Genomic DNA, 17,630 nt, shown 5'->3' on the forward strand with positions numbered 1-17,630 from the left:
AAACTTGCCGACAAAAAAATGAGTCAGTCCTTACCCTCTAAATAGTCAATAATCCAAGTTGCTAAAACATATAAATCATAATAAGATATTAGTAAGCCGCTAAGTTGTCTGAACATTCAGTCAAAAGCCGGAGTGTCTAGCAACAGTAAGGAGGGGATGGCCGTGAGCAAAAGCCATGAGGTGGAATATTGCAACTTGGAGTTACGGTTCGATCGTCGGCTTATCCGTCAATTTATCAAAACACTTATTCAAGAAGGCTTTTCGCTCTACTGGAATGAAAGCGAGCAGCATTTCATCATCTCCGTTCGGACGGGTCGGAAGCTTGTGAAGCTCCGTTTTCAGCGGATCGGCGACCGTTACAAAATCGTCGGAAACTATTCATTCAGAGACGAAAAGCTCACGGAATTGATGGAGAAAATGATCAATGACACAAGGGGCCACGCAGTCGTCAAACGTTTTCGCGACAGGCAAATCGTCATCGAGAACATCATGTTCGGGGAAATCACGAGGCTGGTCGAAATATCAGGGGTCGAACACAAAATCATATTCCAAAGGGAACCGGTGGTGACCACAGAGGAAATGATCCAGGCGATGAAATCGAAGCGAATCGAAGAGCGAATTCCTGTGCTGCGTTTGGAGCTTGATTATGAACTCGCCTCGCTGTACGATGCGATTCAGAACGGCGATCGCGATCAAATCGAGCGCTGCAAAAACAAGCTTTCCGAGCTTCGCCAAGAAATGCTCACCATGGAGGTATAAGGCGCAAGATGAAAATGGGGATAGGTTAGAGCTCCTTCGCAGGCAAGCGGACGGGGCTCTTTTGCGTCCCCGGCGTACATTCGCCGTTCGCTCCGTTTCCCGGAAACGCGACTCGTTCTATGGGGAAAAAGAAGCTATCATCCATATTGTTAACGTGTGCGAAATAAGGTATGATAAAGGCCAGAGGTGGCCTTTTATGAACGTAACGATCAAAGATATCGCCAAAAAAGCCGGCGTATCGCATACGACCGTTTCCAGGGCGCTCAACGACAGTCCGTTAATCAACCCGGAGACGAAAGAGCGCATTAAAGAGATTGCCGATCAAATGAATTACACGCCGAACTTCAGCGCCAAAAGCCTGGTGCTCGACCGTTCCTACAATTTGGGTCTCTTCTTCTCGACCTTGGACAAGGGGACATCGCCGAACTTTTTCTACGAAACGGTTCGCGGCGTCAACAATACGATCAAGGATAAATACAACTTGATCGTCCGCGGGATCGACGATTACGAGCGGTACGACAGGATCACGAATAAAAGATTCGACGGCATTATCGTCATGAGCCAAAGCGAACGGGACGATGCGTTCATCGCTTATTTGCTCGACAAGCGCATTCCGCACGTCGTGTTGAACAGGCATACCGGGAACGCCGCCGTCATGAATATTTTGTCGGACGACCAGCAAGGCGCGTACAGGCTGGTCGAGTATTTGGTCGCACAAGGCCACAAGCGGATCGCGACGATCGAGGGCAGAGAAGGGTTCAAATCCACGCAGCAGCGGATGGAAGGCTGCCTGCGGGCGCTCGGGAAGCACGGCGTGGAGCTGCTGCCGCAGCTGAGGGAGCAGGGAAGCTACGACGTGGAGAGCGGTTACGCCGCGATGCGCAAGCTGCTCGGCAACCGGGAGCTGCCTACGGCCGTATTTTGCTTCAACGACGACATGGCGGTCGGCGCGATGAAAGCGATCGCGGAGCGGGGGTTACGCGTTCCGCAGGACATCTCGATCGTCGGCTTCGACGATAACATGTTTTCGGGCTTCGTTTCGCCCGCGCTGACTACGGTCAAGCGGCCGATCGAGCAAATCAGCCGCAAAGGGGCGGAAACGCTGCTTGAGATGATCGAAAAAAAGGAAACACTAAACCCGGAAACGATTTATTTGCATACGGAGCTCGTTCTCCGCGAATCGGTAGACCGGCCGAGGTAACGCCTCCGCATAGCGGACAGCGCTGCCAACATTCGAACAGAGGAACAGGAAGGGGATAAACCATGAGTATTCTTCGCAAGCTGCTTGATGATATTCCGATACCGCAAATGATCCGGATCCGCCAAAAATTCGACGCGACCGTTATCGAGGATCCGGTCGCCGTGCTGGAGGCGGAGCTTCGCAAGCCGGGCGCCGTCGATTCGCTTAAGCCGGGCCAGCAGGTTGCGGTCGCCGTCGGCAGCCGCGGCGTAGCGAATATCGCCGCGCTGACGAAAGCGCTGATCGATGCCGTCAAGGAGGCGGGCGCGCATCCGTTCATCGTTCCGTGCATGGGCAGCCACGGCGGCGCGACGGCGGAAGGGCAGACGGAGGTGCTTCATCATCTTGGAGTCAGCGAAGAGACGATGGGGTGCCCGATCCGTTCCTCGATGGATGTCGTTCAGATCGATCAGCTTCCGAACGGCCTTCCTGTTTACGTCGACCGGATCGCTTCTGAAGCCGACGCGATCGTCGTCATCAATCGCGTGAAGCCGCATACGGCCTTCCGCGGCACGATCGAGAGCGGCATCATGAAGATGATTGCCATCGGTCTCGGCAAGCAGAAAGGCGCGGAAGCGTGCCATCAGCTCGGCTTCAAGTATATGGCGGAAAATGTGCCGGCCATGGCGAAGCTGATGATCGATAAGCTTCCGATCAAATTCGGCGTCGCTCTCGTCGAGAACGCGTACGATGAAACATGCCGCGTCGAGGTGCTGCCCGCGGGCGAGATCGAGGAACGCGAGCCGGCGCTGCTGGAGGAGGCGAAATCCCGCCTGCCGAAAATTTTGTTCGACCAGATCGATGTGCTCGTCATCGACTACATCGGCAAAAACATTAGCGGGGACGGGATGGATCCGAACGTAACCGGACGTTACCCTACGCCGTATGCGCATGGCGGTCCCGATGTGTCCAAGATGGTCGTGCTCGACCTGACGCCGGAAACGAAAGGCAATGCCAACGGCGTCGGAACGGCCGATTTTACGACGCAGCGGCTGGTGGATCAAACGAATCTCGACGCGACATACGCTAACGGCTTGACGTCTACGGTGTGCGCGCCGACCAAAATCGCCACGACGCTGGAAAATCAGCAGTATGCGATCAAAGCCGCGGTGAAAACGTGCAATATTTTGGATTATACGACCTGCAAGATGGTGCGCATCCAAGATACGCTGCATCTCGGCGAGATCGAAATTTCGGTTAATTTGCTTGAAGAAGCTCGGCAGCATCCGGATATTGAAATATTGACGGAGCCGTATGATTTGATTTTCGACAGCGAGGGGAACTTGTTTTGAGCAGCAGCGCCGCGACTAAACCATATATCATAGCCGCCGATATCGGCACGACAAGCACGAAAACGCTCGTCATCGACCGCGGAGGCGCCGTTATCGCCTCGAACTCGATCGAATACCCGCTGCATACACCGAGACCGGATTTTGCGGAGCAAAACCCGCTCGAGCTGTTTCAAGCGGTCGTTCGGGGCATCCGCGATGTGATCGCCAAATCGGGTATTGCCGCACGCGAGGTGTTGTGCGTCTCGTTCAGCTCCGCGATGCACAGCCTGATTGCCGTAGACCGCAGCAACGAGCCGCTGACGGCGTGCATCACTTGGGCGGATAACCGCAGCGTCGGTTATGCGGACAAGCTGCGCGGCACGCCTGAGGGTCAGCGGATATACTTGGCTACCGGCACACCGATCCACCCGATGTCGCCGCTCAGCAAGCTGATGTGGATGCGGGAGCAAACGCCGGATATTTTCGAGAAGGCTTATAAGTTTATCGGAATCAAGGAATTTGTTTTTGCGAAGCTGTTCGGACGGTATGTGATCGATTATTCGCTGGCGAGCGCGACAGGACTGTTCAATCTGGCCGATTTGGCATGGGACGAATACTCCCTAGCGACCGCGGGGATTACGGCGGACCGGCTGTCCGAGCCGGTGCCGGCGACTTACCGGCTTGAGGGCATGGATGCCGGTTATGCGGCTGAGATGGGACTCGAAGCAGGGACGCCGTTCATTGCCGGAGCCTCCGACGGCGTGCTCGCCAATCTCGGAGTCGGCGCTTTCGAAGAAGGCGTGTATGCGGTAACGATCGGGACGAGCGGGGCAGTGCGCGGCATCGTCCGCAAGCCGCTTACCGATCCGAAGGGCCGGTTGTTCTGTTATTCGCTTCATGACGACTTGTGGGTGGTCGGCGGGCCGATCAACAATGGCGGAATTATGTTCCGCTGGGTGCGCGACGAGCTTGCAACCCTGGAAGCGGAAGAGGGGCGCAGGCGCGGCATGGATCCGTACGATTACTTGACCGAGCTTGCCGCAGAAGTGGCTGCGGGCTCAGACGGCCTGTTGTTTTTGCCGCTGCTGGCAGGGGAACGGGCGCCGCATTGGAACGCGAATGCGCGCGGCGTTTTTTTCGGATTGTCGCTTTATCACCAGAAGAAGCATATGATCCGCGCCGTTCTGGAAGGCGTCATCTACCGGATTCATTCCGTCGGTACGGCGCTGGAGGAGCTAGGCGGTCCGACGAAGGAGATCCGCGCTTCGGGGGGCTTCGCACGGTCGCCGTTCTGGCGGCAGATGATGGCGGACGTGCTCGGAACGGACGTAACGGTTCCCGACTCGATCGAAAGCTCGGGACTAGGCGCGGCCCAGATCGGTCTGGTTGCGATGGGAGAGGCCAAAGATTTCTCCGGTATTCACGAATGGGTGCGCTCGTCGCACCGTCATATAACGGATCGGGCGAACTATGCGACATATCGGGAATTGACACCTATTTATTCGCGCGTGTATCATCAGTTAAAGCACGAGTTCGACGCGATCGCCGCATTTCAGAGCAAGCTTCACAAAGAAAAGTAATGTGGAGAAGGATTCAAACTCCCTATTTTACGCGTTATGCCGGGATGTTTCGGCCCATATTGCAGGAACCTCTGTACGCAGATTACGTGCTTTAAGGAACGCGGGTAGCGGAAGCCGTCTTATTCATACCTTATATACTTGGAGGTTAACGACATGAATTTGTTTGATCTGACAGGCAAAACGGCGGTAATTATCGGGGGCAACAGCACATTGGGCGGAACGATGGCCGTTGCGCTCGGGGGCCATGGCGCCGATGTGGCGATCGTCGGTCGCAATCAGGAAAAGTGCGAAGAAGTGTGCAAACGAATCGAAGAAGCGGGGGGCAAAGCGAAAAGTTTTGCTGCCGACGCAACCAGTGAGGACGATCTGCGGAGAGTGCTCGACGAAGTGCTGGCATGGACCGGCCGCGTGGACGTGCTCATGAATTGTCCGGGCAAAAACAGCCCGACGCCGTTTTTCGAGCTTACCATGGAAGAATGGGATTCGATCATGGAAGTAAATTTGAAGGGCGTCGTGCTTGCTTGTCAGATTTTCGGGAAACATATGGTGGACAAAGGGGAAGGCGGAAGCATCATCAACATTTCGTCCGTATCGTCGGATCCGCCGCTTTCGCGCGTGTTTACATATTCCGCTTCCAAAGCTGCTGTAAACAACGTTACGATGTTCCTCGCACGCGAATTTGCGCCTGCGCGCGTTCGCGTCAACGCGATTATTCCAGGCTTTTTCCCGGCCGAGCAAAACCGCAAAATATTGTCTCCTGAACGCATCGAGTCGATCATGCGCCACACGCCGATGAACCGTTTCGGGGAAGCGGACGAGCTTCAAGGGGCAGCCGTGTTCCTTGCCTCGGACAAGGCGTCCAGCTTTGTAACCGGCGCGCTGATCCGCGTAGACGGCGGCTTCGGTTCGATGACGATTTAACATTTCAGCAAGGAAAGGACTGTTCCACCAATGGCAAAAGGACAAATCGGGGTCGTCGGCCTCGCCGTCATGGGCAAAAATCTTGCCCTCAACATTGAAAGCAGAGGGTTCGCGGTTTCCGTATTCAACCGTTCGAGCGAGAAAACGAACGAGATTCTTCAGGAAAACCCGGGCAAAAATTTGATCGGCACGTTTAGCGTTGAAGAGTTCGTCAATTCGCTGGAGGTTCCGCGCAAAATTTTGATTATGGTCAAAGCGGGCGACGCTACGGACGCTACAATCGATTCGCTTGTCCCTTACTTAAGCGAAGGCGATATCTTGATCGACGGCGGCAACGCCTTCTTCCCCGACACGCAGCGCCGCAGCAAGGAGCTTGAAGCTAAGGGCTTCCGGTTTATCGGCACAGGCGTATCCGGCGGCGAGGAAGGAGCGCTTAAAGGACCGGCCATCATGCCAGGCGGGCAAGAAAGCGCGTATAAGCTGGTTGAGCCGATTTTAACCGCGATTTCCGCAAAGGTCGGCGGCGATCCTTGCTGTACGTATATAGGACCCGGCGGCGCAGGACACTATGTCAAAATGGTGCATAACGGCATCGAATACGGCGACATGCAGCTGATTTGCGAAGCGTACCAGCTTCTGAAAGACGTTCTCGGCGTATCGACTTCGGAGCTTCACGAGATTTTCGCCGATTGGAACAAAGGCGAGCTCGACAGCTACCTGATCGAGATTACGACGGACATCTTCTCGAAGTACGATCCGGAAACGGGCAAACCGATGGTCGACGTCATTCTGGATGCCGCAGGACAGAAGGGAACGGGCAAATGGACGAGCCAAAGCGCGCTCGATCTAGGCGTACCGCTGTCGATTATTACGGAATCGGTGTTCGCAAGATTTATTTCCGCGATCAAAGAAGAGCGCATTGCGGCCAGCAAAGTGCTGAGCGGACCTGCTGCCAAGCCATTCGACGGCGATCGCGCGGAATTTATCGAAGCGGTGCGACAAGCGCTGTATGCAAGCAAAATTTGCTCCTACGCACAGGGCTTTGCGCAAATGCGCGCCGCTTCCGAGGAGTATAACTGGGATTTGAAATACGGCAGCATTGCGATGATTTTCCGCGGCGGCTGCATTATCCGCGCCCGCTTCCTGCAGAACATCAAGGATGCTTACGATCGCGATCCGGGGCTCAAAAACCTGCTGCTTGACGAGTATTTCCAAGGTGTCGTCGACAAGTATCAGGACGCCTGGCGCAAAGTGGTATCCGTAGCCGTCAGCAACGGCATTCCGGTGCCATGCTTCTCCTCCGCGCTTGCATACTACGACAGCTACCGGACGGAGCGCCTGCCTGCTAATCTGCTTCAGGCGCAGCGCGACTATTTCGGTGCGCATACGTTCCAGCGTACGGATAAAGAAGGCACGTTCCACCATAACTGGATGGGATAATCCCTTTTGCATACGGATAACGAAAGAAGGCAAGCACCTTGTTCAAGGATGCTTGCCTTCTTTGTCGAGTCCGTGAGCCGCTTCAGCCAGCCACCGCTTCAGCCGGTCGATTTCATGATCGCCGGACGGGCGGCGGTGGATGAGCAGCATGGCTACTTCGGTAAACGCGTGAAAGTTTTTCAGCAGTCTGGCTTGAGGCAAATGCATAAGCTGCGGGTCTTCCTCGGCTACCTGCTTCTTGATATAGTCCAGCACCCAGATGACATCCTCCTTGCAGAGCGGGTGGCCGGGTTGGATGATCTTCGCGAGCTTGTTGTGCAGCGGATTCGTCGATGCGGCAGATGGCTGCATAACGGTTCTCTCCTTTGCGGTTACAAGATATGATTGCCTCGTCGTGCGGCCTGTTTGATAAAGTCCGAAGAGCTTTATAAACATGCTACTATCATCCTTACTGAAAACTGTTCCAAATATTCGCGTTTTTTGTTAATTTCGTGTTGATTATTTGTGAGCCGGCTTCGATTAGGAAGTAGCCGGCTGATTGGCGACGCTGTTTTTGCGTTTGCCGATGACAAGTATAGCAATGACGACTACGGCGACGACGATCCATTTGCCGAACGAGAGCGATTCGACGAAAGGCTTCAGGAACGGTTCGTCCAAAATCATTTTAGAAGCTGTGAAGGCAAGTACGCCGGACCCGGCATAGATGATCCATGTGAAGCGGGTGACTAGCTTGACGAACAGCGTGCTTCCCCAAACGACGATCGGCATGCTGATAAGAAGACCGATAATGACGAGCGCGAAGCTGTCCTTCGCTGCGCCGGCGACTGCCAGCACGTTGTCCATACCCATTGCCGCATCGGCGATAATAATCGTACGGATTGCGGCGCCGAAGCTCGGTTTGGCTTCAAGCTCGTGGTCCTTCTTGTCGACCAGCAGCTTGTAAGCGATCCAAAGCAGAAGGAAACCGCCGACGAGCAAAAGGCCGGGGATCTTGAGCAGCCAAGCGACTGCTAACGTTGCGACTACCCTTATAACGATAGCGCCGACGGTCCCCCATATAATAACTTTCTTTTGCTGTTCCTTCGGCACATTCCGTGCGGCCATGCCGATTACGATCGCGTTGTCGCCGGCCAGCACCAGGTCGATCATGATGATACTTAGCAGCGCGACCCAAAATTCCGCTGAAAACCATTCCATTCGAACCACTCCTCCATAATAATGTGATGTTAGTATGAACAAAAAGACCCTCACCGAAATCGGTGAAGGTCTTCCGAAAAATAGCAAACCTTCACCGCTCTTGGCAAAGGTCTTGCTAACAACGTTTACGTTGCCAATAATGCCGGGGACGCGAATGCGATCCCGAACTGACGACATTACTGTACAGCTACTCCCCTTTGGAGGTTATTCAACTAAGGTGATTATAAGCGATGCTCGTCAGATTCGTCAAGGATTTTACGAAAAATTGGACCTTCAGCCAAAGCAGCAGTTACCTTTGACATCTTGCATTTGCCGCTGCATAATGAAGAATGTTAAAGTATTGTAAGCGGCACTGACAATATTTACAATATATATATTGAATATGTTTTTGTAAGGAAGGAAGGCGATCACTATGAATTTGATAGAAAAGCTTCGAACGTTCGGCAAAAAGCCTTTCGTTTTGTTCTCGCTCATTTTGCTGCTTAAAAGCTATTTGGCATGGCTCGTGGTATTCGACAGCAAAGTGTCGTTCATGCCGCTGTTGACGGAAATTCCGTTCGCTTGGCTGCTATTCAGCCTCATCGAATGGTTTGCGTCCAAACGGAAGCTTGGCTATTATTTATCCGTTAATTTGCTGCTGACAGCCGTGTTTTTCGCAGTCATCATGTACTATAAATATTACGGCGTCATCGTAACCTACCATGCATTACAGCAGGTCAATCAGGTAACGGCGGTAAGCAACAGCGTATTTTCGCTGATGGATCCTTACTTTTTGTTCATTTTTATCGATATTCTCGTTTTCGGCTATGTGCTGCTGCGCAAGAAGAAAGCGACAACCTGGAAAAGCACCGTCGCGACAAGAACGCAAAAAAAAGGCTTGGTCAGCGCGATGTTCGTCGTTTCCCTCGTCCTTTGTCTCATGAATGTTCTGCCTAACCGGGCGAGCATGAACGAGATCGTAAAGGCCGGGGAAATGGGCATTTTGAATTATGAGGCGTACACGATTTTTTCTAGCAAGAAACAGGAATTGGTAGATTCGAAAGAAATCACCCAAGAGTCGGTCGACGAGCTGAAGGGAATCCGGAAACAGACGGATCCTTCGTATTGGAAAGCTGCCGAAGGGAAAAATATTATCGTCATTCAGCTTGAGTCGTTCCAAAATTTCTTGATCGGGCTGAAGATCGACGGACAAGAAATTACGCCGAATATGAACCGGCTTGCCAAGGAAAACTTTTATTTCCCGAATTTTTATCAGCAGGTCGGGCAAGGTAATACGTCGGACGCCGAGTTCGTCGTGAACACGTCCTTTTATATTCCGCCGATCGGCGCCGCAACGCAAACGTACGCGGACAGATCGCTTGTCAGCATGCCGAAGCTTCTGAAGCAGAACGGATATAACTCGGCCACTTTCCATACGAACGTCGTGGAATTTTGGAACCGGGGAGAGCTTTACAAGGCGTTAGGCTTCGATCATTATTACGATCAGTCGTTTTTCGGCCAGGAGGACACCGTATTTTTCGGACCATCCGATGAAATGCTGTATGCCAAAACGGCGGATGAAATCGAGAAAATGAGCAAGTCCGGTCAGCCGTTTTATACGCAAATTATTTCCATGACCGCCCATCATCCGTTCACGATACCTGATAAAAAGTACCATATGACGCTTCCTAAGCGTTACGAAGGCACGTTTGTCGGGGACTATATTCGGGCGCAAAATTACGCGGATTACGCGTTAGGCCAGTTTATCGACAGCCTCAAGCAAAAAGGAATTTGGGATAACAGCCTGATCGTGCTGTACGGCGACCATCTCGGTCTTCCGATCTATTCGCTGGACCGCGACGATAAGGACTTGATGGAAGAAATTTACGGACGGGAATACGGATACTCGGATATGATCAATATTCCGTTGATCATGGTATCGCCTGGTTTAACCCAACCGCAAACGTTCGATCAGATCGGCGGCCAGGTTGATATTTTGCCGACGGTTGCGAATTTGCTGGGCGTATCGATGAATAACCAGCTGCACTTCGGTCAAGATTTACTGAATCAGACGTATAATCTTTTGCCTCAGCGGTATTATTTGCCGACGGGGTCGTTTATGAGCGACAAAGCGCTCTTCCTGCCGGGGAGAGGCTTCGAGGACGGAACCAATTATCCGGTCGCCGGAAATATCGGAGACGGAGCGGAGGCGACGGAAGAGGAGTACGAAAGGGCGCTGAAGCTGCTTCATATGTCGGACAGCTACATTCTTCAGCTTCCGGCCAAAGAGTAACAACTGCTTGCATGAAGACCTTATTGCCGCAGCCGCCGAGCGTTTATGCTCCAAGCGGTACTGCGGTTTTTCTTTTTTCGGACTTGCCGGGGAACGGGGAGTTAGTCACAAAGCACTTGTTATTACCGATTTTTTGGCGAGGTCCAATGTTGCGAATCCGTCGGCTGTGCTATGATAGAGGCTGGTGTTCAAGAGCTTTGAAACTAGTAGAGCAGGTGATAGCATGTCTTGGCAAAATATTGTTTTGGTAGGTTTTATGGGGACGGGGAAATCGACGGTCGGTCTCACCTTGGAAGAGGCGCTTAAGTGGAAGCTGATCGATGTCGATCAAGCGATCGTGGAACGGGAAGGTTTGAGTATTCCCGATATTTTCAGCACGCGAGGTGAAGCGGCGTTTCGGGCGATCGAAAGCGAGGTGCTTGAAACGATTATGGCGCGTTCGGAACAAATCGTCGCAACGGGCGGCGGAGCGGTGCTTGCGGAACGCAACCGCGAGTCCATGAGCCGGAACGGCTTGGTCGTTGCGCTTAAAGCGTCCGCGGAAACGATCGTTGCTAGGGTAAGCGGCGATACGAACCGGCCGCTGCTTCAAGGGAATCCGGCTGAATTCGTCCCGATCTTGCTCGAGAAACGCAAAGGGGCGTACGATTTCGCCGACGTGGAGATCGATACGGATTTGCTGACGGCGCAGGAGATCGCCGGGTTGATCGTTCAGCAAATGAAAACGTTCCAGCGATAAATAGGGCTTCATTTCGCTACACGGAAGCACAATTCCATCATACAAGCAAAAACCGGCAGAAGCCGTAATTAGGCTTTCTGCCGGTTTTTTACTGTCTCGGCGTTCGAATTTTCGGTACATGCGCCGTCCTGCTTCCGAAGCGTTACAATCAAAAGCTTTAAGGCTGCGTATTCGTAAATCTTGCTTGGCTGGATGCCGGTTTCCGGTTACTCCCAGTCCAGCATGCCGCCTACCATGTTTTTCAAGCCGCCGTATCCCTGCTGCTGAAGAAAGTCGCATGCTTTGCCGCTGCGGTTTCCGCTGCGGCAGATCATGATGATTTCCTCAGTTTGCGGAATTTCGCTATGGCGAAGCGGCAGCTGGCCTAGCGGAATATGCTTGGCACCGGGAATCATTCCTGCCGCTACTTCTTCGTCCTCACGTACGTCGATCATGGTAGGCGTCTCGCCTTTTTGCAGCCTGGCCTTCAATTCGGCCGGCGTAATGGTGCCGATCGGTTGCATGGAATACCTCCGTGTGAAATGGTTTCCTACTTATCGTAATTTTGTCGTGAGCGAATGTCAAACGAAAGCCGGGGCGTCTTTACAAACCGGGTGGTCGAAGGTATGATTGAGAATAATGAAACTAAAGTTTTACTTAGTGAAACCTAAAATAAAAGCTGCAGGCAGGTGAACGACATGGCGGAGGAATCGGCCAAGCAAGACCGATATGCCATTCAATCCGTTGACAAAGCGCTGGACGTGATCGAGCAGCTGGCGGAGCTAGAGTCCGCGAGCCTGATCGAATTGGCCGAAAGGCTGGGTCAGCCGAAGTCGTCTTTGTACCGGATCATTTTAACGTTGGAAAATAGAGGGTTTATCGCACGCAGCGATCAGGACGGAAAATATTGTCTCGGCTTCAAACAGCTTGTCATCACCAAAAATCTGCTCGAGAAAAACTCTTTGCGCGCAGCGGCCATTCCGGAAATGAACAAGCTTGTCGAAATGTTCGGGGATACGGTCAATCTGGGCGTTTTGTCAGACGAGAGCGCGTTATATGTGGAAATCATCGAGGGTACGCATGCGCTGAGGATGACCGACAGGGTGGGCTCAAAGGCGCCTCTTAACGCAACGGCGATCGGGAAGACGCTGCTTGCGTTTATGAAGCCCGATAAGTGCGAGCGTCTGCTTGAGACGATTTCGTACCCTTCCTTTACGGAGCATACCGCGGGGAACAAAGAGAAGCTGATGAAGCGAATCGAAGAAGTGAGGGCGAAGGGCTATGCGCTGGACGATCAGGAAATCGTGGAGGGAGCGCGGTGCATCGCGGCCCCTATCTTCGATATGTTCGGTCATGTTGCGGGCGCGCTAAGCATTTCGGGCGCTCTTCATCGCTTTCCGGACGAGAAGATTGCCGGCATATCAAGCGAAGTGAAGCAGGCGGCGGCGAACGCATCGAGAAAGCTCGGTTATGTAAAGCGCGCCGATTGAAGCGCGGCAAATAAAGCAAGCGAAGATACGTTTACGTGTCGTTCGGTTGCTTTTTTTGCTGTATGACGCAGTTTGCGGCTCCTTAAGGAATTCCTCGCGCTGTGGATTCAACTTCGCAAATCTTGCCGGGAGCTGAGCTTGGCGCGCATCAATCGAAAGGCAGACGTTTCGCGTAATTTCGGTCTTTACAAAAACTCGGCGCAAGCGTATCATAAAAATAAAACTATGGTTTTATTCAATGAAACCAATGAGTTTTTTTACAGAAACAGGAGGAATGCGGACATGAGCGCACAATTGTACAGCGAGTTGGATACGCCGGCCGTTCTGGTCGACCTCGATGTGCTTGACGCCAATCTGCGCAAAACGGCGGAATTGGCCAAAGCGGCCGGCGTCAAGCTGAGGCCTCATATTAAAACGCACAAAAGCACATGGATCGCCGGCGAGCAGATGAAATACGGCGCATGCGGCATTACGGCGGCAAAGCTTGGCGAAGCGGAAGTGATGGCGGATGCCGGCATTACCGACATTTTGCTGGCATATCCGATCGTAGGCCGCCACAAACTGGAACGGCTGCGCGCCTTGATGTCGAAGGCTCGCGTTACGCTGAGCGTCGATGACGTTGCGGTAGCCAAAGGCTTGTCCGAGCTGGCCGAGTCGATGGGGACGCAAATTCGGCTTTATGTCGACGTGAATACCGGGTTGAACCGCTGCGGCCGCGAGCCCGGAGAAGCAACCGTAGAGCTCGTTAAGGAAATCAACGCGCTGCCCGGCGTGAAGGTCGTCGGTTTGATGACGCACCCCGGTCATGTTTACGGCAAATCGACGACTGACGAAGTTCGCGCCGTAGCGAAGCATGAAGCGGAAAGCCTTGTCCGGACGAAGCACCTGCTGCTTCAGGAAGGAATTGAGATCGAAGAGGTCAGCGTCGGCTCGACTCCTACCTCGAAGTTTATCGGCGAACAAAGCGAAACCACGGAAACGCGTCCGGGCGCATACGTATTCGGCGATGCATCCCAGCTCGTGACCAAAAGTATCACGGAAGCGGAATGCGCCATGCACGTGCTGGTGACGGTCGTCAGCATGCCGCGCGAAGGAACGGTTATTGTCGACGGCGGCACCAAAACATTCTCAAGCGACGCTAACGCTTTGCGTCCGGGATATGGAACGCTTCGCGGCAATGACAGCGTCTACATCGAAAGGCTTAGCGAGGAGCATGGAATCGTCCGGGTTCCGGAGGGCGTTACGTTCGCCATAGGCGACCGGCTCGAGTTTCTCGTCAATCACTGCTGCGGTACGACGAATTTGCATCAAACGCTTATCGGCGTTCGCAACGGCAAAGTGGAACGCGAAATCAGCGTCGATGCCCGCGGGAAAATCAAATAACGTCTTTCACTTAAGCATCGGCTTATAAACATGAAATAATCGTTTTTTTGCTGAAGCTGAAGCTTAAACCAACCAAAAAACGAACTCATGGAGGAATATACCATGTCTATTCAAATCAAAGCACCGCAAGCACCGCAATTCCCGCTTCCGTTCTCGCACGCGCTCCGCGCAGGCGATTTCGTTTACGTATCCGGCCAAGTCGGCGTAGATCCGGTTACCCGCGAAGTTGTCGGCGATACGGTCGAAGAGCAAACGCTGCAATGCATTAAGAATATCGAAACGATCCTGGAAGCCGCAGGCTTGACGCTTGACCACGTTATCAAAGTGAACGCTCATTTAAGCTCGAACGATCTTTTCCCTAAATATAACGAAGCTTATACAAATGCGTTTTCGACTCCTTACCCGACCCGTACTTCGGTCGTGAGCGGAATCGGCACTTATTTGATCGAAATAGACGTCATCGCATACGCACCGACGAAGCGCGGAGAAGGCGCATAAGCAATCGCGATTCCAACAAGGGTGTCGGAGGGAACGGAAAATGGAGCAGCGTTCGGTTTTGATCAAAGAATGGGTCGAGCGCCATCGCGATGAGGCCATTCAATTGGCGCAGCAGATGGTGCGTATATACAGCGTTAATTTGCCTCCTAACGGAAGCGAAGCGGAGCATCAGCATTTCATCGCCGGATGGCTCAAAGAGGCCGGCGCGGAAGTCGATCAGTACGAGCTTTCCGAGGTGCCGTCGCTTACCGAGCACCCGGCGTACATGGACGGACGGAATTACGAAGGCAGACCGAACGTGCTTGGCGCGTTTCGAGGCAGCGGCGGCGGAAAATCGCTCATTTTCTCAAGCCATGCCGATACGGTTTTCGAAGGAACCGAAACGTGGACACATCCGCCCTTCGAAGGCGTTATTACCGACGGCAAGCTGTATGGACGCGGCGCTTACGACATGAAGGGCGGCTTGGCCGCTTCGATGATGGCGGTCAAATGCATTCGCGAGCTGAGACTCCCGATTGCAGGCGATATTTACGTGGAGAGCGTCATCGACGAAGAACACGGAGGCGCAAACGGAACGTTGGCGGGACGTCTGAGAGGACCGGCCGCCGATATGGCCATCATTCCGGAGCCGACCAATCTTGCGCTTTATACCGCGCACTTGGGCGGCGGCATCTGGAAGGCGACGTTCGAAGGAAGAAGCGGGATATCCTTTGCGGGAGAAGTGCTGATCAGCGCGCTAGATGCGTCGATTTCCTTCGCCAACCTGCTTAAGGAGTTTGACGCTTACCGCCGTTACACGATTAAGGCTCCGGCGCCTTGGGAGGAAAGCAGAACGCCTGAAGTCAGCGTCATGAAGATTCTCTCCGGCGATACGCACCGCGAAATTATGGAGAAGCTTCCGGCGACGGGCGAAGTGCAATTTTGGATCGACAGCTTCCCCGGCTTAACGGGCGAGGAAGTGCTGGAATCCTTTGTGAAGTTTTATGAAGCCAACGTTTATAAATATCCGGATCTGCAAAAGTGTCCGCCGAAAATAACGCCGCTGATCCGTTTTTTGAGCGGAAGCAAGATGGACGAAAGCGGAGACGGCGCAGTGTTCCTGCGCACGGTTCAGGAAGCGGGAGAACTTATGACGGGGTCAAGCTCGGCTCCTGTCGGCGCGCCTTTCGCTTGCGACGGATTCATGTTTAATCTTTACAGTCCCACGCCTGCCCTCGTTCTCGGTCCAGCCGGAGGGAATGCGCACGCGGCTGACGAACACCTCGATTTGGACAGCTATGTAAAGCTGATCGGCTGGTACGCCGAAATCATCGCCTCATGGTGCGGAGAACGCAAAGAGGCTTAAACGAGTCGAAAGAGGGGACGAAAAGATGTCCGAAAAGAAACGTATTGGCGTCGTAGGCATTTTGCATGAGACGAACAGCTATGCACCCGGAACGACCGAGGTCGAGCATTTTCAGTTCGAATGGGTTCAAGGCAAGGAAGCCTACTATCATCGTTATCTCGGAGCGCGGACTTCGATGGGCGGCGCTATCGACGGTGCGGAGGAGAACGGTCTCGAACTCGTGCCGGGACTGTATACGGCCGCAGTACCGAGCGGAATGGTATCGGCGAAGGCGACGGAAACGTTAATCGAAAGCATGCTCGACTCCATCGATCCCCGGCTGGACGGACTGCTTGTCATTCTGCACGGGGCGATGGTTTCCGAAACGTATATGGACATGGAAGGCGCGATTCTTTCGCGTATTCGCGAGAGGGTCGGCTCTCAGCTTCCGGTTGCCATGACGCTCGATCTTCATGCCAACGTTAGCCCGCTGATGGTGGAGAAGGCCGATATTATCGTCGGCTACGATACTTACCCGCATGTTGACGCGTACGAAAGGGCCGTCGAGGCCGTCGGTTATTTGGCGCGGCAAATACGCGGGGAGATCGTTCCCGTCATGGCGCTGTCTCAGCCAAGGCTGATGGTCCCGCCGCAAGGCATGGTTACGGATGAAGGCGCCATGAAGGAACTGATGGATTTGGCGTTCGCCTACGAGAAGGAAGCGAACGTGCTGAACATAACGGTAGCCGGCGGCTTCCCGTACAGCGACGTGCCTGACGCAGGCTTCGCATTCGTCGTCCTGACTGACGGCGATGCTGAAGGCGCGCAGCGGATCGCCGACGCCTTGAGCGACTTTACATGGGAAAACCGCGACCGCTTTTTCGTTACGGGCCTTTCTCCGGAAGAAGCCGTTCAAGAAGCGCAGCAGGTTACCGAAGGACCGGTTATATTGATCGAAGGCTCGGATAATGTCGGAGGCGGCGCACCGGCGGACGCTACGCATACTTTGCCTGCCCTGCTTGCGGCGTCTTGCAAAAGCCTGATCGTCATCCGCGACGAAAAAGCGGCTAAGCTCGCTCATAGCTTGGGCGTCGGTTCGCGCTTTGCGGAGTCCGTAGGCGGCCGTTCGAGCGCGCTCAGCGGGTCGCCTGTGCCGATAGAAGGGAAGATTCGTCTTCTTGCCGACGGGAATTACCGCCATATCGGCCGCTACATGACCGGCCAATGGGCGGAGATGGGCCTGACCGCCGTTATCGAGACCGGGAATGTTACGGTTGTTTTAACGGAGAAACGAGTCGCGCCTTGGGATGCGGGCCATGTGAAGTCGATCGGGATCACGCCTGAAGATTATCATATTATCGTCGTCAAATCGGCGGTCGCCTGGAAGACGGCCTTCGGTGATATCGCCAAGGCGGAGCTGCATGTAGACTCGCCTGGGTGCTGCAGCTTCTCTCTTCATAATTTCACATACGAAAATGTAAAACGTCCGCTGTATCCGCTCGATCCGAGCGATGCGGTGCGTTAACGGCAAGCTTGC

At 53.6% G+C, this 17,630-nt stretch carries 16 protein-coding genes; 13 read left to right on the top strand and 3 right to left on the bottom strand.

The window, feature by feature from the left end:
• Positions 1-162 precede the first annotated feature (162 nt).
• The 6 genes from DQG23_RS18295 (at position 163) to gndA (ending at position 7,211) form a co-directional block, all read left to right on the top strand.
• Entirely contained in the window at positions 163-759 is a 597-nt protein-coding gene (locus DQG23_RS18295; protein ID WP_113032308.1) for a hypothetical protein, read from the top strand.
• Between the two features lie 196 nt (positions 760-955).
• Positions 956-1,960, top strand: a complete 1,005-nt coding sequence (locus DQG23_RS18300) for a LacI family DNA-binding transcriptional regulator (protein WP_113032309.1) — start codon at positions 956-958, stop codon at positions 1,958-1,960.
• 62 nt (positions 1,961-2,022) lie between these two features.
• The gene (locus DQG23_RS18305; protein WP_113032310.1) at positions 2,023-3,291 is read left to right on the top strand and encodes a nickel pincer cofactor-dependent isomerase, group 22; all 1,269 of its coding nucleotides are present in this window, start codon (positions 2,023-2,025) and stop codon (positions 3,289-3,291) included.
• Positions 3,288-4,850 (top strand): gluconokinase, encoded by a 1,563-nt coding sequence (gntK, locus tag DQG23_RS18310; RefSeq protein ID WP_113032311.1) that lies wholly within the window; start codon positions 3,288-3,290, stop codon positions 4,848-4,850. The genes DQG23_RS18305 and gntK overlap by 4 nt, the downstream gene beginning before the upstream one ends.
• A gap of 153 nt (positions 4,851-5,003) precedes the next feature.
• Positions 5,004-5,771 (top strand): SDR family oxidoreductase, encoded by a 768-nt coding sequence (locus DQG23_RS18315; protein ID WP_113032312.1) that lies wholly within the window; start codon positions 5,004-5,006, stop codon positions 5,769-5,771.
• Between the two features lie 30 nt (positions 5,772-5,801).
• Entirely contained in the window at positions 5,802-7,211 is a 1,410-nt protein-coding gene (gene gndA, locus DQG23_RS18320; protein ID WP_113032313.1) for an NADP-dependent phosphogluconate dehydrogenase, read from the top strand.
• Positions 7,212-7,253: 42 nt separating this feature from the next.
• On the opposite strand, the gene DQG23_RS18325 is transcribed toward gndA, so the two are convergent.
• Positions 7,254-7,562, bottom strand: a complete 309-nt coding sequence (locus tag DQG23_RS18325; protein WP_113032448.1) for a hypothetical protein — start codon at positions 7,560-7,562, stop codon at positions 7,254-7,256.
• 168 nt (positions 7,563-7,730) lie between these two features.
• Entirely contained in the window at positions 7,731-8,408 is a 678-nt protein-coding gene (locus DQG23_RS18330; RefSeq protein WP_113032314.1) for a TerC family protein, read from the bottom strand.
• Between the two features lie 412 nt (positions 8,409-8,820).
• Here DQG23_RS18330 and DQG23_RS18335 point away from each other — a divergent pair, with 412 nt between their 5' ends.
• Complete coding sequence (locus DQG23_RS18335; RefSeq protein WP_113032315.1) at positions 8,821-10,680, top strand: LTA synthase family protein; 1,860 nt, start codon at positions 8,821-8,823, stop codon at positions 10,678-10,680.
• A gap of 223 nt (positions 10,681-10,903) precedes the next feature.
• On the top strand, positions 10,904-11,419 hold the full coding sequence (locus tag DQG23_RS18340) for a shikimate kinase (protein ID WP_113032316.1): 516 nt from the start codon (positions 10,904-10,906) through the stop codon (positions 11,417-11,419).
• A gap of 206 nt (positions 11,420-11,625) precedes the next feature.
• Here DQG23_RS18340 and DQG23_RS18345 read toward each other — a convergent pair whose 3' ends face one another.
• Complete coding sequence (locus tag DQG23_RS18345; RefSeq protein ID WP_113032317.1) at positions 11,626-11,922, bottom strand: rhodanese-like domain-containing protein; 297 nt, start codon at positions 11,920-11,922, stop codon at positions 11,626-11,628.
• Positions 11,923-12,096: 174 nt separating this feature from the next.
• On the opposite strand from DQG23_RS18345, the gene DQG23_RS18350 reads away from it, so the two are divergent.
• From DQG23_RS18350 to DQG23_RS18370, 5 genes are all read left to right on the top strand, one after another.
• Positions 12,097-12,888 carry an IclR family transcriptional regulator gene (locus DQG23_RS18350; RefSeq protein WP_113032318.1) on the top strand — a complete coding sequence of 264 codons (792 nt, stop codon included), beginning with the start codon at positions 12,097-12,099 and terminating at the stop codon, positions 12,886-12,888.
• Positions 12,889-13,170: 282 nt separating this feature from the next.
• Positions 13,171-14,271: an alanine racemase gene (locus DQG23_RS18355; protein ID WP_158560583.1), complete on the top strand. Its 1,101-nt coding sequence runs from the start codon at positions 13,171-13,173 to the stop codon at positions 14,269-14,271.
• Positions 14,272-14,373: 102 nt separating this feature from the next.
• Positions 14,374-14,769, top strand: a complete 396-nt coding sequence (locus DQG23_RS18360) for a RidA family protein (protein ID WP_113032320.1) — start codon at positions 14,374-14,376, stop codon at positions 14,767-14,769.
• A gap of 40 nt (positions 14,770-14,809) precedes the next feature.
• Positions 14,810-16,114, top strand: a complete 1,305-nt coding sequence (locus tag DQG23_RS18365; protein WP_113032321.1) for a M20 family metallopeptidase — start codon at positions 14,810-14,812, stop codon at positions 16,112-16,114.
• Positions 16,115-16,139: 25 nt separating this feature from the next.
• Entirely contained in the window at positions 16,140-17,618 is a 1,479-nt protein-coding gene (locus DQG23_RS18370; RefSeq protein ID WP_113032322.1) for a M81 family metallopeptidase, read from the top strand.
• Positions 17,619-17,630: the final 12 nt, after the last annotated feature.

Source organism: Paenibacillus contaminans (assembly GCF_003285015.1).
Lineage (GTDB): Bacteria > Bacillota > Bacilli > Paenibacillales > NBRC-103111 > Paenibacillus_V > Paenibacillus_V contaminans.

Coding starts and splice junctions, on each gene's coding strand:
- DQG23_RS18355 (WP_158560583.1), top strand. CDS start 13,171: ATGAGCGCACAATTGTACAGCGAGTTGGATACGCCGGCCGTTCTGGTC.
- DQG23_RS18360 (WP_113032320.1), top strand. CDS start 14,374: ATGTCTATTCAAATCAAAGCACCGCAAGCACCGCAATTCCCGCTTCCG.
- DQG23_RS18340 (WP_113032316.1), top strand. CDS start 10,904: ATGTCTTGGCAAAATATTGTTTTGGTAGGTTTTATGGGGACGGGGAAA.
- DQG23_RS18365 (WP_113032321.1), top strand. CDS start 14,810: ATGGAGCAGCGTTCGGTTTTGATCAAAGAATGGGTCGAGCGCCATCGC.
- DQG23_RS18345 (WP_113032317.1), bottom strand. CDS start 11,922: ATGCAACCGATCGGCACCATTACGCCGGCCGAATTGAAGGCCAGGCTG.
- DQG23_RS18335 (WP_113032315.1), top strand. CDS start 8,821: ATGAATTTGATAGAAAAGCTTCGAACGTTCGGCAAAAAGCCTTTCGTT.
- DQG23_RS18325 (WP_113032448.1), bottom strand. CDS start 7,562: ATGCAGCCATCTGCCGCATCGACGAATCCGCTGCACAACAAGCTCGCG.
- DQG23_RS18305 (WP_113032310.1), top strand. CDS start 2,023: ATGAGTATTCTTCGCAAGCTGCTTGATGATATTCCGATACCGCAAATG.
- gndA (WP_113032313.1), top strand. CDS start 5,802: ATGGCAAAAGGACAAATCGGGGTCGTCGGCCTCGCCGTCATGGGCAAA.
- DQG23_RS18370 (WP_113032322.1), top strand. CDS start 16,140: ATGTCCGAAAAGAAACGTATTGGCGTCGTAGGCATTTTGCATGAGACG.
- DQG23_RS18350 (WP_113032318.1), top strand. CDS start 12,097: ATGGCGGAGGAATCGGCCAAGCAAGACCGATATGCCATTCAATCCGTT.
- DQG23_RS18330 (WP_113032314.1), bottom strand. CDS start 8,408: ATGGAATGGTTTTCAGCGGAATTTTGGGTCGCGCTGCTAAGTATCATC.
- DQG23_RS18300 (WP_113032309.1), top strand. CDS start 956: ATGAACGTAACGATCAAAGATATCGCCAAAAAAGCCGGCGTATCGCAT.
- DQG23_RS18315 (WP_113032312.1), top strand. CDS start 5,004: ATGAATTTGTTTGATCTGACAGGCAAAACGGCGGTAATTATCGGGGGC.